Origin of the sequence: Synechococcus sp. MU1655 (assembly GCF_023630655.1) — a bacterium.
Taxonomy (GTDB): Bacteria; Cyanobacteriota; Cyanobacteriia; order PCC-6307; family Cyanobiaceae; genus Synechococcus_C.
The window spans coordinates 1-14,660 of the sequence record NZ_JAKUHK010000017.1 but is presented as its reverse complement, the minus strand read 5'-3'; the positions used below and the strand labels follow the sequence as shown (position 1 = coordinate 14,660).

General features: G+C 53.0%; 14 protein-coding genes. 11 read left to right on the top strand and 3 right to left on the bottom strand.

Going from position 1 to position 14,660, the window contains the following annotated elements; all coding sequences use genetic code 11:
• Positions 1-866: 866 nt before the first annotated feature.
• From dapF to dacB, 5 genes are read left to right on the top strand one after another with little or no spacing between them, the layout of a single operon-like run.
• A complete protein-coding gene (gene dapF, locus NCN04_RS01825; RefSeq protein ID WP_250394996.1) occupies positions 867-2,009 on the top strand; it encodes a diaminopimelate epimerase in 1,143 nt (380 codons plus the stop codon).
• Positions 1,996-3,183, top strand: a complete 1,188-nt coding sequence (locus NCN04_RS01820; RefSeq protein WP_284498514.1) for a cysteine desulfurase family protein — start codon at positions 1,996-1,998, stop codon at positions 3,181-3,183. The genes dapF and NCN04_RS01820 overlap by 14 nt, the downstream gene beginning before the upstream one ends.
• A gap of 37 nt (positions 3,184-3,220) precedes the next feature.
• Positions 3,221-3,922: a DUF1995 family protein gene (locus NCN04_RS01815; RefSeq protein ID WP_284498513.1), complete on the top strand. Its 702-nt coding sequence runs from the start codon at positions 3,221-3,223 to the stop codon at positions 3,920-3,922.
• 47 nt (positions 3,923-3,969) lie between these two features.
• Positions 3,970-4,485, top strand: a complete 516-nt coding sequence (locus NCN04_RS01810) for a DUF4330 domain-containing protein (protein WP_250394998.1) — start codon at positions 3,970-3,972, stop codon at positions 4,483-4,485.
• A complete protein-coding gene (gene dacB / locus NCN04_RS01805) occupies positions 4,482-5,759 on the top strand; it encodes a D-alanyl-D-alanine carboxypeptidase/D-alanyl-D-alanine endopeptidase (RefSeq protein WP_250394993.1) in 1,278 nt (425 codons plus the stop codon). Before NCN04_RS01810 ends, dacB begins: the two co-directional genes overlap by 4 nt.
• Here the strand turns inward: dacB and NCN04_RS01800 are convergent.
• Both NCN04_RS01800 and coaD read right to left on the bottom strand, forming a co-directional pair.
• On the bottom strand, positions 5,734-6,684 hold the full coding sequence (locus NCN04_RS01800; RefSeq protein ID WP_048346472.1) for a hypothetical protein: 951 nt from the start codon (positions 6,682-6,684) through the stop codon (positions 5,734-5,736). The genes dacB and NCN04_RS01800 overlap by 26 nt on opposite strands.
• 10 nt (positions 6,685-6,694) lie before the next feature.
• A complete protein-coding gene (coaD, locus tag NCN04_RS01795) occupies positions 6,695-7,177 on the bottom strand; it encodes a pantetheine-phosphate adenylyltransferase (RefSeq protein WP_048346471.1) in 483 nt (160 codons plus the stop codon).
• A 55-nt stretch (positions 7,178-7,232) separates the two neighbouring features.
• Here coaD and uvrC point away from each other — a divergent pair, with 55 nt between their 5' ends.
• The 6 genes from uvrC to NCN04_RS01765 are packed head-to-tail and all read left to right on the top strand — an operon-like array spanning position 7,233 to position 12,790.
• Complete coding sequence (uvrC, locus tag NCN04_RS01790; protein ID WP_250394992.1) at positions 7,233-9,188, top strand: excinuclease ABC subunit UvrC; 1,956 nt, start codon at positions 7,233-7,235, stop codon at positions 9,186-9,188.
• On the top strand, positions 9,185-9,499 hold the full coding sequence (locus tag NCN04_RS01785; RefSeq protein WP_250394991.1) for a hypothetical protein: 315 nt from the start codon (positions 9,185-9,187) through the stop codon (positions 9,497-9,499). Before uvrC ends, NCN04_RS01785 begins: the two co-directional genes overlap by 4 nt.
• A 6-nt stretch (positions 9,500-9,505) precedes the next feature.
• Entirely contained in the window at positions 9,506-10,912 is a 1,407-nt protein-coding gene (locus NCN04_RS01780; protein WP_250394990.1) for a cryptochrome/photolyase family protein, read from the top strand.
• A 41-nt stretch (positions 10,913-10,953) separates the two neighbouring features.
• Entirely contained in the window at positions 10,954-11,541 is a 588-nt protein-coding gene (gene hemJ, locus NCN04_RS01775) for a protoporphyrinogen oxidase HemJ (protein WP_250394997.1), read from the top strand.
• On the top strand, positions 11,480-12,187 hold the full coding sequence (locus NCN04_RS01770; RefSeq protein ID WP_250394989.1) for a PHP domain-containing protein: 708 nt from the start codon (positions 11,480-11,482) through the stop codon (positions 12,185-12,187). Before hemJ ends, NCN04_RS01770 begins: the two co-directional genes overlap by 62 nt.
• 27 nt (positions 12,188-12,214) lie before the next feature.
• Positions 12,215-12,790 carry a hypothetical protein gene (locus tag NCN04_RS01765; RefSeq protein ID WP_250394988.1) on the top strand — a complete coding sequence of 192 codons (576 nt, stop codon included), beginning with the start codon at positions 12,215-12,217 and terminating at the stop codon, positions 12,788-12,790.
• On the opposite strand, the gene cobN is transcribed toward NCN04_RS01765, so the two are convergent.
• Positions 12,780-14,660: cobaltochelatase subunit CobN (gene cobN, locus NCN04_RS01760; protein ID WP_250394987.1), on the bottom strand; the 1,881-nt coding region annotated here is incomplete at its 5' end. The genes NCN04_RS01765 and cobN overlap by 11 nt on opposite strands.

The following is a 14,660-nucleotide window of genomic DNA, read 5'->3' as shown; positions in this document are numbered from 1 at the left end:
CCTATCGATGCCGAATACAGCTCAGATGATGCGTAATTCTGTGGAGGGTCATCTCAAAATTGGATGAGATCGCGAGCGAGCGAGGCCTGCACGCAGTCCACGACAAAGTCGCATGTAGACATTACTGAAATCATCCGAACGCCCCTTAGCTTCTGATTTAAATTATCATGAGTATTACATTGACTTTAAAGGGCTAATCAAGAAGAAGCCATGCATTTCAATATAATTATCGAATCGTATACTTAATACATATGAGCCGCGCTATCTACCTGTTAGCGTCACTCATGACAGGTCAAAGGAGGTCCGTTCCCTCCACGATCAGGAAAAGCAACCGAGCATGAACACACAGCATGGGCATGGGCTCCCCTAGGGCTGCTGGCTGGATCTACGCTGGCTGATCGCTGAAAAGTATTGACATGACAGGGCATTCATCGAACGCTCGGTCTGTCGCGCCAGGTCACCAAGAGCGGAACAGGAGATCTTTACCCATCACTAAATATGATGCTTAGACTTTTAATTACTGAGAAGGCTTTGAGTGAGGCCGAGCAAATAAAAGATCGGGGCAATTCAGATCTACGATTCCAAAAGACATACGGTTTGCAGTAGTGACTAGTTTCAATAGGACTTAAGCAAATTAAATACTTTGAGAGGAGCCAGTAAAGCTATGAGACAAATCTCGTTATCTTTGATATTGCTAGAAACGACAGAAGCAGAGAGGCTCGATAGGCAATCTTCAAAGGGCTAAGCGTCTTCAGCACGAGTGTCGAATAGGATGATCAAATAGCACATGTAACGTATCGTAATGAGTGTCAATACTGGTCATGGAAACATTCAAGGAACCCAGTTCCATACTGGAGTTTGAGGAGATGATCCAATTCAGCAAGTACCAGGGCTTAGGCAATGACTTCGTGTTATTGGAAGGTCGTGCTGGACAACTTCCTCTCAACATCACCGAACCAGATCCAAATTGGGTGCGCCAGATCTGTGATCGACGCTTTGGGATCGGAGGCGATGGATTGATTTTGGCCCTGCCCCCACAGCAGGGCGAAGAACTGAGGATGCGCATTTTCAATGCGGATGGAAGCGAAGCAGAGATGTGCGGCAATGGCATTCGCTGCCTAGCCCGTTTTCTGGCTGATAGCGATGGAGATCAGCCAGGACGAACCTGGAGAACCGAAACCATGGCGGGCGTCATCGTCCCTGAACTATGTGAAGACGGACAGATCCGAGTTGATATGGGTCAGCCATTTCTGAATTCGGATCAAATTCCAACCACGCTTCCGAAAGGACGGTCTGGACTTCCACAAGGGGAGATTGATCTCCAGGGCTGCACCCTTCAGCTCGCGGCTGTGGGCATGGGCAATCCTCATGTGGTGGTGCCCGTGCAAGACCTCAAGTCCATTCCCTTTGATGCATGGGGATCGGCACTGGAGGTCGCTCCTTTATTTCCCGCCAAAACCAATGTTCACTTCCTGGAAGTGATCGACGAACAGACCCTTGAAATCCGCGTGTGGGAACGCGGAGCAGGTCCAACCCTTGCTTGCGGAACGGGGGCCTGCGCCACACTCGTTGCCGCAACGTTGCTCGGGTTATCGGGATCAGAGGCCACGGTAAAACTCCCGGGCGGTCCACTCGAGATCAGCTGGCCCGATCCCGAAGGCTCCGTGTTTATGACAGGACCTGCCGTAGCTGTTTTTGATGGAGTTCTGAATCCTGAATTATTGCCACAGCCAAGACCGGAACAGCCGACATCAGCGGCAACAGTTGAACAGACAACCCCATCAAGCGCCGATGCTTCCACACCATCAACGCAAGCCAAGAACAGTTTGGACTGCGCGAATGATTGCCAAGACACCTGCCAACAACCTGACCATTGCTTACGCGATGAAGCTCAAGCGCTCGTCCAAGAATTTTTATCATCAACTTCACTCGACGCCATGATCAACCTCGCTGGCGATTCCCTGGAGGAGCGAACACTATCCCGCTTTCAACGCGATGAGAGGCCCTGAAGAGCCCTACTTTTACCTAGATGGGTGTGCCACCGCTCCCTTAAGGGAGAGCGTGATCTCCTGCATGATCAGAGCGCAGCAAGACAATTGGGGGAATCCTTCAAGCCTTCATCGAATCGGCTGTGATGCTGCCGAGTCACTCGAACGTGCACGTCTTTCCATCAGCGACAGCCTGAGGGCTGACCGATCAAACATCCTGTTCAGCTCTGGTGCCACCGAGTCAGCCCATCTCGCCCTGCTTGGTGTCGCCAAATCCATGTCACCAGGACGATTGGTGATCTCTGCTGTAGAACACCCGGCTGTTTCTGCAGCAGCTGAGCAATTGATTGCGTGCGGATGGACGATTGAACGATGGCCCGTGGATGCCCACGGAAAGATCCAAATGCAGCATCTGGATCGGTTCCTGCAACCTCCAACCAAACTCGTCTCTTTAATCTGGGGTCAGAGCGAGGTGGGTACGCTTCAACCGATTCAGGCCGTTGGAGAGGCATGTCGTTCAAAGCGCATTCCGTTCCATACCGATGCCACCCAAGTCCTGAGCCAGGGTTGCCCAAATTGGGATGAGCTTCCGGTTGATCTCCTAACGGCCTCAGCACACAAGTGCGGTGGTCCAAGAGGCATCGGTCTGTTACTGATCAGACAGGAGATCGCTGAACGGATCCAGCCCTTGTTTGCCGGAGGTGAACAGGAGAATGGTCTTCGCGCCGGTACTGAGTGCCCCGTCCTGGCGCAAGGAATGGCAGCAGCATTCCGTGACATCGCTTCTTGTCAGGTAAATCAAGTTGAATCATCAGGATCAGGAATCGCAACCGTGCGCGATACCTTGTTTGACCTGCTTTGCCAAAACGATGCAATCCGCCTCAGTGGTCATCCCACGGAGCGTTTACCGCACCACATCTCAATGCTGGTCTCCGATCGCTACGGACAGCCCATGTCGGGTCGTGCCTTGGTACGAGCCCTGGATCGTGAAGGAATCGCAGCAAGTAGTGGGAGTGCATGCTCCTCCGGCCGCGATAGTGATAGCCCCATCCTTAAAGCGATGGGCGTGGATCCCCTATGGCAACGATCGGGGCTTCGACTCAGTCTTGGCTACTGGATTCATCCTGGAACCTTGACTGAGATCAACGATCGGTTTCAAAACGCCATCGATCGCATGAACCACAATCGTGTCTGACGTCTAGGTACTCTCCCCGCGAAGCCCTCCCATCGAGTTGAGTTTGTCCGTCACCCTTCCTGCCGATCTTGTCCAGGCCGAGTCGATGACCCTCGACTCTCTCAAGAAAGCTCTGAGCGATCGTCAGCAACAGCGCTGGACCGTGACCTGGCGCTTCGAAGGACTCAGGATCTTAAAACCAGCTTTGCGACTAGCCAAAGCGTTAGAGGCTGGCGGTCAGGACGTGGTATTGGGCTGGCCTGATGCAGGGGCAGCGGCCCTGGCGCAGCGAGAAAGCCCCGAACTGGCGACCCACTGCCTTGCCCTCAAGGATCTAATGCTTTCCGTGGATCCCGAAATCACAGGTCGGTTGCTCTTGGCCATTGGACCGCAGCCAAGTGATTACGAGATGGTCGAACAGATCTGCAAGAGCTGGCAGGGAACGGTGGTTCTGCTCAATGGAAAGCTTGAAGATGCTGGAGTTGGTCTCGGCAGTGTCGCTAGGGCCAGACGCAAAGGATTTCTCTCGGTCTGGAGGTCTGCTTTCCATTTAGAACCGCTTGCTGCAGGGGCACTCCTGCAAACCGAAGTGGAGATGTGGCATCTCTTTAAAGCGGATCCTGATGGCTATCGGTTCTTGGGAACGATGCCCTCAAAGCCAGACGCTGAGGCTATTGAAATGGCAATCAATGGCGAAGGTGACAGTCTTGGACGCCAATTAGGAGCCGTCGACCGCTTCATCGAGGATCTAAGGAGTTGAAGTTCCTGAATAAGGCTTTTACTCTGGCCAGGTGATCGGGAATGGGTATGGCTTTCAGAGACCGATTACGAGGGTTGTCAGTTCTCGATACCACTGCTGGCCTGATTGCACTGGTCGCCGTTGGTGGGGTGCTTTGGAGTCCAAAGCTCTCTAATACGTTCGCAAAAGCGAACGGGTCTGTGAAATCTGTGCAAATCATGGTGGACGTTCGTCGGGTGAGTGCCGCAGACCCTGAAGCATTGGTCCAGGAAGCGCTTGCTTCAGGACGGGCGAGCATCATCATTCGGAATCAACCCGCTGGAAGCGTCAAGTTGATTCGCGTTGATGACATCAACCGAGTGCTAGTAGCGGTTCAACCTGATGGATCCGTCGTGACGGCACCCGATCCAAACCGAGCGACTGTGGGCACATTGAATGCTCGCTTTGTGCTGAAAGGTGATGCAACGGTGTCCAAATCTGGCGTGGTTCTGGCCGGTACCAAGTTGAAAGTCGGCATACCCGTCGAACTTGAAGGTGAGCTTTACCGCCTCAATGGAACGGTTAGTGGCTTGAAGGTGCAATGAAAGCAGCTCTCCTTGTCCTAACGCTGGCGGCAAGCACTACAGCCTCAATTCCTGGTAAGGCCGAGCAGCCCCCACTGCTTACCCTTCCACCACCACCGTCCAACCAGCCTCTTCCCGATCTCCAACAGAGAGGACGCTCCTGTGCACCTCTGCAGCAAGCTCTGAATCGCTTGCTCGCACCCGTTGCCAGATCCTGGAGCGTTTCAGTGGTTAACAGCAATGGTGATTTGCTGGGCGACGTCAATGGCGGGATGGCACGCATTCCAGCCTCCAACCAAAAACTCATCAGTACCGCCTTCGCCCTCGACCAATTAGGTCCAGATTTCCGCTTGCGAACTCAGTTAGTCCAACGGGCTGATGGAACCCTTGAACTCAAGGGTCAAGGGGATCCTGATCTTGGCATTGCCGGTTTACAGCGTTTTGCCATGGCCGCTATGGGTCAAGGAGGAGCACGGGGAGCCTCAGCCGGATCCGTGAAGTTGATGGTGCAGGAAGAACCTCGCCAAAACTGGTGGCCGAACGATTGGCACCCCGCAGATCGCGCCTATGCCTATGGAGCCCCAATCACTCGCCTTGCCCTAACCAGTAACGCTCTAGGAGGTGCTGTGAACGATCCCTACAAACGGTTAGAGACGTTGTTCAAGAAAGAAGTGAAGCGTCGCGGCGGATCCGTCCAGGTCCAACAAGTGCTACCGATTCGAAACAGCCAACAGCGACAACAAAGCGACGATCAAATCGTGGTGCATGAAGAGACCTCTGCTCCGATGCATGCCTTGATGAGCCTTGCCAACACTGAAAGTCATAACTTCACGGCAGAAGTTTTGCTGAGACAAGCGGCTGACCAATGGGATGTGAGAGCGGCTTCGGCAGCCGCACACCGTTGGATGCAGCAACAAGGGATCTCTGTGGAGGGACTCAGAGTTGCAGACGGCAGTGGTCTTTCGCGCAACAACCGTGTGTCAAGTCAGACCATTGCTGCGTTATTGATGCGGATGGATCAACACCCTTACGCCGCTTATTACCAAGCTTCGATGGCGATTGCTGGACAGAGAGGAACGCTGCGCAACTACTTCATCGGTTCACCGATCCAAGGCAAGTTTTGGGGCAAAACAGGAACGATTAGTGGGGTGCGCTCAATTTCAGGAATTCTCCAAACGAACGACGGGCCTCGCTACGTGAGCATGATCTCGAATGGTGCTAGCCGACCTAACGCAACGATCGGCCAGATCTTGAGGACCGTGTACAACCTCAGCCCGTGCCCTTCATCGATCTAAGACGGGAAGCTGCACGACGTGCTTTGTTCATCGAGACCGCTTTTCCCTGACGATTGTTTGGTTCAAGAGCTTCTGTTTCAGATGCTGAACTCTCGGGGCGAATCATTTGAATCTTGACGAGTTCCTGGCGCCCAGCCAACACCACCTGAGCCATCTCCTTGAGTCGCTGCTCTAATTCGCCAAGGGTTTGCTCGGCGTAGCGGTTAGCACCGTCTTGAACAGAGGCTGCTTCTTGGCGTGTGCGCTGAATCAACGATTCACACTGCTGTTGAGTCTGCTGACGAAACTGCAGAGCATCGTTATGAATACGCTCAGCTTCCGATTGAGCTTCTTTCTGGAGTTTGACCCCTTCAAGACGGATTTGCTCTAACTCTTGAGCAGACTGCTGTCGACTTCGCTCATGATGCTCAGCCAATTGGCGCTTGAGTTCGAGCGCTTCTTGATCAAGTTGTTGACGGCGTTGCAGAGCCTCTTGCTCTAAATGTTGACGACGCGTTGCATATTGCTGATCAAGCTGAACTTGCTTGGACTGCATTTCGTGCTCCATTTGAGCGGCCTGCTGGCGAGAACTCTGGAGGAGCTGTTCGCACTGCTGGCGAACTTGATCTCTCATTTCATTAACTTGACGTTCAGCTTCCTGGCGAACCGCAGCCGCACTCACAAGCTGTTCGCGCTGAAGCTGGGCTTTTTGAACAATTTCGTCGGCCTGACTGCGCGCTGAGGAAATGAATTCGTCCTTCTTTTGCAGCAACTGATCAGCTTGCACGACCTGCCCGGGAAGGGCCTCTCTAACGCCATCGATGATCTCGACGGCATCCTGCTCATTGACTAGCCTGCCACCGCTAAAAGGAATGCGACTACCTTCGAGAACAATTTCCTCGAGCTGATCGAGCTGGTCGAGCACGGAGAACTGGATCTCGCTCATCGCAACTGGCTTATAAAGCCGAATTAAAGAACCTCTTGAGGTCTTCCGCCACCACCGCCGGAACCATGTGATCCACACGGCCACCAAATCGAGCCACTTCTTTCACAACCGAACTGCTCAAAAAGCTGTAGTGGGCTGCAGTGCTGAGAAAAATTGTTTCAAATTCTGAATCCAAAGATCGGTTGGTATGGGCAATTTGGAGTTCGTATTCAAAATCACTCATCGCTCGTAATCCACGCAGGATCAACTGGGCATGGTGTTCGCGAGCGCAGTTCACCGTTAGGCCGTTGAAGCTGGTCACCGTGACCCCTTGTAGATGGGAGGTGGCCTGAGTGATTTGCTCCAACCGTTGATCAAGACTAAAAGCGGGAGACTTGCCTGGGTTCTGGAGAACAGCCACAACGACTTCTCCGAATAAGGAACAGCCACGCTCGATTAAATCGAGATGACCAAGGGTGAGTGGATCAAAACTGCCCGGGTAGAGAGCGCGCATCAGCCATGAAGGACTGATCGGATCCTATGCAGCGCAGGTTCTCTAGATTCAAGAGATGCAGCGTCCTTTGCTAGAGCAACCGGAGCGCCTGGAACAGCGCCTGAAAGAGATCCCCCCAGAGCCGGGCTGTTATCTCATGCGCGATGCCGACGACCGGTTGCTCTACGTCGGAAAATCAAAAACCTTGCGCAGCAGGGTTCGAAGCTACTTTCGAAGCAGCCATGACCTGAGTCCACGCATCCGCTTGATGGTGCGGCAAATCTGTGAAATCGAATTCATCGTGACGGATAGCGAAGCTGAAGCGCTCGCTCTGGAATCGAATCTGATCAAAAACCAGCAACCACATTTTAATGTGTTGCTGAAAGACGACAAAAAATATCCCTATCTCTGCATTACCTGGAGCGAAGCCTACCCCCGAATTTTCATTACTAGACGTCGAAGGTTTAGAAGCCCACTTGATCGGTTTTATGGACCTTATGTGGATGTGGGCTTACTGAGAAGGACCCTGTTTCTTGTAAAACGTGTTTTTCCACTACGCCAACGTCCACGACCACTTTATCCTAATCGAACCTGCCTTAATTATTCGATTGGCCGTTGTCCAGGAGTTTGTCAAGAGAAGGTGAGCTCTGAGGATTATCACCAAATTTTACGCAAAGTTGCGATGGTGTTTCAGGGTCGAAGCGATGAACTCAGGAAACTCCTTAACCAGCAAATGGAACGTTACGCCGAGAGGCTTGATTTTGAATCTGCAGCACGAATACGCGATCAACTTCAGGGTATTGATCAATTAACAGCTGACCAAAAAATGAGCTTGCCTAATGCATCAGTGAGTAGAGATGTTCTGGCTGTTGCCCAAGACGAACATTTTGCAGCCATTCAGTTGTTCCAGATGCGTGCTGGAAAACTTGTGGGGAGACTTGGTTTCGCCGCAGATGCAACAAATCTAGAGGCAGGAATCATTCTTCAGCGCGTCATTGAAGAGCACTACAGCCAGGTTGATGCTGTTGAGATTCCTCCAGAAATTTTGGTGCAGCATGAGCTACCTCAACAGAGCTTGATTACTGAATGGCTGAGCGAGCAAAGAGAGCGCAAAGTACAGGTGTTGCATCCCCAACGACGCCAAAAAGCAGACCTGATTGATTTGGTGATGCGTAACGCTGAATTTGAACTGGGCAGGGCTCGTCAAAGTCAGGAGCAGCAAGCCTTAGCGAATGAGGATCTCGCTCAACTTCTTGAGTTAGCCACACCTCCAAGACGAATTGAGGGTTATGACATCAGTCATATTCAGGGCAGTGATGCTGTGGCCTCTCAGGTGGTCTTTATTGACGGACTTCCTGCCAAGCAGCATTACCGCCGATACAAAATCCAAAGCAGCAGTATTCAGGCCGGCCACAGCGATGACTTCATGGCCATGGCAGAAATCATGCGCAGGCGCTTTCGCAAATGGGCCCGCGTTAAAGCTGAAGGTGCTGACCTGGATGAGGTCCGTCGTCAATCCAATAGCAGCCTGAACATGAATGGACTCCACGATTGGCCCGATGTCGTGATGATTGATGGTGGTAAGGGGCAGTTGTCCGCAGTGATGGAGGCCTTACGCGAGTTGGATTTGCATGAGGACCTAGTGGTTTGTTCCTTGGCCAAACAACGCGAAGAGATTTTCCTCCCAGAAGCAAAGCAGCCCCTCGAGAGCGAACCGGATCAACTCGGAGTGACGTTGTTGCGACGTTTGCGCGACGAGGCGCATCGCTTCGCAGTGACCTTCCATCGACAGCAGCGTGGCCAGCGGATGAAGCGCTCACGACTATCTGACATTCCTGGGCTAGGGCCGAAACGGGTGCGTGATCTATTGGCTCACTTTCAGTCGATTGACGCCATTCAGCTGGCCAGCGTGGAGCAAATCCATCAAGCCCCCGGGGTTGGACTCTCTCTGGCGAAACAGATCCGCACCTATTTTCATCCGCAGGAACTGGATGAGGACAACGTGGGGATGGCAGGTGAGGACACGGAATGAAACGCTGCTTTCACGCCACGAACCTGTTCTGCACTGTGTTGATCGCATTCACCATCTGTCTGATCCATCCTGATCGAGCCTTGGCGGCACCGGGCCTATGCACAGGTGTGGTGTGCGCCGATGAGATCACCCGCAGCGCCAAAAATCACTGGCAACTGCGGATGCGCTTGGAAGATCAACAAGGGCATCGGGAGCGTGTCGTGATGGACTGCCGAAACCAGCAGCTCAGCCCACGAGGAGGGCTGGTGGATCGCATCCCAGCCACAGCGCTGGGACGGCGTGCCTGCCGACTAGCGGGAGAAACCGGATAAGACGTTATGGAAATCACACTTGTTTTTCCCCATCAGCTTTTCGAACACCATCCAGGTATTTGTGACAACCGCAGCATTGCCTTGATTGCAGATGCCTTGATCCTCGGAGGTGATCCTCAATGGCCGCTCACCATCCACCCACGCAAGCTCAAGTTGCATCAACAAACGATGCTTGCCTACCAAAAGGATCTTGCGTCCAAAGGTTTTAGCGTTTGCATACTCACACCCAATCAGAATCAGCAAACATCAGATCTTCTCAACCAACTAATTGATTCTGGATATCAAACATTTTACATGGTCGATCCAATCGATGATTTGTTGAATAAAAGAGTCAAAAAGACATTGGAACGGCGCCATTGCATTCTCAATCTTCTACCCACTCCGATGTTGCTGACGCCAACCGAAGTGATGGATAAATATTTCAGCGGCCGACGCAAACCAATGATGGCCAATTTCTATCAAATGCAGCGCAAGCGCTTAGGAGTGTTGATCGATGATCAGGGAGCTCCTGTGGGTGGCCGCTGGAGTTATGACGCCGATAACCGTAAAAAGCTTCCCAAAGGAATCACGGTTCCTGAAGAACCATCAATTGATTTCCCTATTGATCACCGATCAGCAAAACAATGGCTTAACACCTTTTTGGAACAAAGACTGGCTGGTTTCGGCACCTATGAAGATGCCATCAGCTCCCAACACCGTGTGATGTGGCATAGCGTCTTAACGCCGATGCTCAACCTCGGGCTTCTTACTCCCCAGCAGATTCTCACCCAAACGCTCGACGTTGCAGAATCTAGTGAGATCCCACTGAATTCTCTGGAGGGTTTTCTGAGGCAAATCATTGGTTGGCGTGAATTCATGGCTGCGATGTATCTGCGCCATGGAGTAACGATGCGCAATAGCAATTTTTGGAACTTTGAAGATCGCCCCATCCCAGACGCATTTTACCAAGGAACCACGGGAATTCCACCGATTGATGATGCAATCAAACGTGCTTTGAACACTGGATATTGTCATCACATTGAGCGCCTGATGCTGTTGGGAAACCCGATGCTTCTTTGTGGTTTCCATCCCAGTCGTATCTATACATGGTTTATGGAACTGTTCGTGGATGCTTACGACTGGGTCATGGTTCCTAATGTTTATGGGATGAGTCAGTTTGCAGACGGTGGAATCTTTACGAGCAAACCTTATATATCAGGTTCCAATTACGTTCGCAAAATGTCTGACTACAAACCCGGAGAGTGGTGTGAGATATGGGATGGCTTGTTCTGGAGTTTTATTCATCGTCATGGAGACTTTTTTCGTTCACAACCAAGATTGGCGATGATGACTCGAAATCTCGATCGCATGGCAGCCGAGGTAATGGAAACGCATTACTCCAAGGCGCAACAGTTTCTTGACTCGCTCAGCTAGCGGCTTTCTATTGTTGAGGAGAGATTGATGGGGTCATGACACTGACGCTTCCTCCTGAGGCTTACCTGTGGTTCAAGACCCTTCACATCGTTGGCGTGGTGGTCTGGTTTGCGGGTCTCTTTTATCTCGTTCGACTGTTCATCTATCACGTCGAAGCGGACGAGGAGGCGTCGCCTGTTCGCGAAGCCTTCAAAGCGCAGTACGCAGTGATGGAAAGGCGGCTGGCCAACATCATCACCACACCTGGCCTGATCCTCACCGTGACAATGGCGGCAGGTCTGTTGATCACACAACCATCCTGGCTGCAGCAAGGCTGGATGCACGCAAAGCTCGGCTTTGTGGCTCTGTTGCTGGCCTATCACGTGTTCTGTTATCGACTGATGGGACAACTGCAAGCTGGGGTTTGCCAGTGGAGCGGCAGGCAACTCCGTGCTCTCAACGAACTTCCAACCCTGTTGCTTGTTCTCGTGGTGATGCTGGTGGTCTTCAAAACCCAATTTCCAACAGGAGCAGCAACCTGGTTAACCGTTGGACTCGTGGTGTTTATGGCCGGCACGATTCAGTTTTATGCCCGCTGGCGACGTCTCCGCGAAGCAGCGCTCGCGCAGGAGTCAGCCAGTGACGCATGACCAGCACCCACTGCGGGCTGTTCTGAACACGGTTGGACCTGAGAGCTGTCCAGATTTACTCAATTTTCATTGCCATACCGTCTGCAGTGACGGAAGCCTGGAACCGGTTGCACTGATTGAACAAGCCAATGCGCGCAAGCTGAGTCACATTGCCGTCACCGATCACCATTCGATCGCCGCCTATGGTCCGATGGTTCGTTGGCTTGAGCGTGCTCGCGATCAGGGCGTGAACACTCCAACGCTTTGGAGTGGGATGGAAATCAGTTGCATCCTGCGCGGTTGTTTGGTTCACGTCCTAGCTCTGGGCTTTACGCCAGGACATACCGCTTTGTTGCCTTACTCCAGCGGCGATGCTGCGGTTGGTGCACCTCTGAGGGCAGGCGAGGTTCGTAAAGCGATTCATGAAGCCGGCGGGATCGCAATCCTTGCCCATCCAGGTCGGTACAGGTTGGGGTTCTCGGTCTTAATCGATGCAGCCGCTGAGCTCGGTTTCGATGGTGGTGAAGCCTGGTACGACTACGACATGCAACAACGCTGGTCACCCACGCCATTGATCTGTGAATCGATCGATCAACAGTTAAAAAACCTTGGCCTTTTGCGTACTTGCGGCACTGATACACACGGTATTGACCTTAAAGGCCGCTAAATTCACTCAACGATCTGGATGGTTGCAATGGGTCTTTTCGATCGGCTGCTGAAGTCACGCTCCAACAAGGACGGTCAACAGGGCCTCCCCAAGGACAACGTCAAAGCGAAAGCAGAGGCCTTCTACCTCGATTCAGACACGTCCTCCTCCTACGGAAATGTGGATTACATGCGGGAGGCCAAAACCATCCGCCGTACCTTCCCAGGATCCGCCGACAACCCAGGCAATAAGGAACTGGTGACCGAAGTTGATGCAATGGATCTCAAAGTTGGGACCCGTTCCAAGGGATTGGGCTCTGAAAAACCTAACGAAGAACCTTCGATCCCCTCTGTGATTTCAAGTGGTATTCCCACCCCTGTGAAAAAAACCTTCGCCGAGGCGATGACAAAGGAGCAATTGGATCAGAGACTCAAGGGCACCGCGTTGCGCACAGCTGGTGTTAACGCACCCATGGCTCCGAATGCGGCGCCTGCTGCGCGCAAAGAAGAGTTGAAGCCCGAACCTGAAAACAAGCCGGCTGGATCTTCTTCCTCGAGGGCTGCTTCATCCAAGCCTGGATCGATCGATCCTTTCAAAGCCATGGTCCGCGACCTCAACAACTGAGGCCTCCTTTCTCGACGGCCTCCTCGGCTTGAAGAACCAATCCCCGGATCTGCTCAAGCTGATCGGGGGAAGGTTGAGACCACAAGCCTCGGTTTGCAGCTTCCAACAGGCGTTCGGCCATATCTCTGAGAACCCAGGGGTTGGACCGCCTTAAAAAGTCTTGTGTGCTGACTTCAAGCAGCCACTGATCACAGATGGCCCCGTAGCACCAATCAGGAACCGCTTCAGTTGAAGCGTCGTAAGCAAACAGATAATCGAGGCTGGCTCCCATTTCGAACGCTCCTTTGTAGCCATGCTGTTGCATTCCTTCGATCCAGCGTGGGTTCAATAAACGGCTTCTCACCACCTTGTCGATTTCACGGCTGAGGGAATGAATGCGAAGTCGTTCCTGGCGAGAGTGATCTGCAAACCATGGCCGCACGTTGGTCCCTCCGGAGCGACGCACCGCTGCGGTCATCCCTCCATGAAACTGGTAGTAGTCATCGGAATCGAGTAAATCGTGTTCCCGGTTGTCTTGGTTATGGAGGACCACCTGCACGTGACGAAGAGCTCGTTCTAACCCTGTGCGGTTGGCATGAGCTTGAACGTCGCCGTCGTAACTCCACGAACTCCAAGCCAAAAAAGCCTCGCCAAGTTGTTCCTGATGGTCCCATTGGCCCGAATCAATCAAGGCCTGCAATCCAGCGCCATACGCACCTGGTGCAGAACCAAAAATCCTGGCTTGAGGGCCTTCCTCGCGGGTGATCGAGGCAAGAGGATTCACATCGTCGCTTTCATCGAGGGTTGAGACGAGTTGCACAGCGCGATTCACCCAACCCACAAGCTGAGGGAAGGCATCGCGGAACAGTCCTGACATTCGCAGGGTGACATCAACCCGGGGTCGAGCCAACAGGCTCAAAGGAATCACTTCAAGGTCCACCATTCGCCGTGTTGGGCCATCCCAGAGAGGCCGAACGCCAAGAAGAGCCAACATCTGTGCGATGTCTTCACCGCCGTTACGCATCGTGGCTGTTCCCCACACCGAGAGGGCAAGGTGACGCAGATCTTCCCCTTCCTCGAGTCGGTAGAGATCCAACAATTGCTCAGCGCTACGCCGGCCTAAATCCCAGGCCGCTTCGGTTGGAAGCCCCCGCAGATCAACGGAATAAAAATTTCGCCCCGTTGGCAATACATCTGGACGACCACGCGTTGGAGCTCCGGAAGGTCCACTAGCGATCCGTCGTCCAGACAAAGCAGCAAGGAAGGCCTTCTTTTCACTCGAGGCACAGGCCAACAATCGCGGTAACAGCTCATCGTGCAGGCGCAGGAGAGCAGGCTCCTTGTTGTCGTGGAGCCACTGCTGGAGCGCTGGACATAGCGGTTCACCGGGCTCGTCTGTGATCTGCTCCAGCAAGCGAAGCGCTTGAGCATCGAGCCAACTCACAGCAGCCGAGACACGTCTGGGATGATCACAACCCAACTGCTCGAGGGTTCTGCGGTCGTGGTCGCTCAAACGGGCACCATCTTCATCCGACCAGGGGTCGCATTCCAGTCCAACCACCTTGGCCATGGCCTGGGTGATGCCTTGGCAGCCACCCGACGGCGATCGCGCAATAGCCAGCACGAGTTCTCTTTGAACCGAGCGTTCAGGCTGGCTGCCAAAACGATGCAGGCCGGTTCTGATTTGCGCCTCCTTCAACTCACAGAGATAGGTCTCAACCTGATCAAGACAGCGGGCCCAAGAAGCGTTGTCTTGATTAGCCGCGCTGGAAGAATCATTCGATGCATCGGGGAAGGATGGCCAATCGAGGTGTTGTAGCAACTGCTTGATTTGCTGCTCGAGTACATCGCAGCGTTCAGCAGCAACTTGACGAGCCTCGACGTACTCATC

Bases quoted from the DNA above. Each gene is read 5' to 3' on its own strand.
- dapF (WP_250394996.1), top strand. From the start codon at position 867: ATGATCCAATTCAGCAAGTACCAGGGCTTAGGCAATGACTTCGTGTTA.
- NCN04_RS01820 (WP_284498514.1), top strand. From the start codon at position 1,996: ATGAGAGGCCCTGAAGAGCCCTACTTTTACCTAGATGGGTGTGCCACC.
- NCN04_RS01810 (WP_250394998.1), top strand. From the start codon at position 3,970: ATGGCTTTCAGAGACCGATTACGAGGGTTGTCAGTTCTCGATACCACT.
- dacB (WP_250394993.1), top strand. From the start codon at position 4,482: ATGAAAGCAGCTCTCCTTGTCCTAACGCTGGCGGCAAGCACTACAGCC.
- NCN04_RS01800 (WP_048346472.1), bottom strand. From the start codon at position 6,684: ATGAGCGAGATCCAGTTCTCCGTGCTCGACCAGCTCGATCAGCTCGAG.
- coaD (WP_048346471.1), bottom strand. From the start codon at position 7,177: ATGCGCGCTCTCTACCCGGGCAGTTTTGATCCACTCACCCTTGGTCAT.
- uvrC (WP_250394992.1), top strand. From the start codon at position 7,233: ATGCAGCGTCCTTTGCTAGAGCAACCGGAGCGCCTGGAACAGCGCCTG.
- NCN04_RS01785 (WP_250394991.1), top strand. From the start codon at position 9,185: ATGAAACGCTGCTTTCACGCCACGAACCTGTTCTGCACTGTGTTGATC.
- NCN04_RS01780 (WP_250394990.1), top strand. From the start codon at position 9,506: ATGGAAATCACACTTGTTTTTCCCCATCAGCTTTTCGAACACCATCCA.
- NCN04_RS01770 (WP_250394989.1), top strand. From the start codon at position 11,480: ATGCCCGCTGGCGACGTCTCCGCGAAGCAGCGCTCGCGCAGGAGTCAG.
- NCN04_RS01765 (WP_250394988.1), top strand. From the start codon at position 12,215: ATGGGTCTTTTCGATCGGCTGCTGAAGTCACGCTCCAACAAGGACGGT.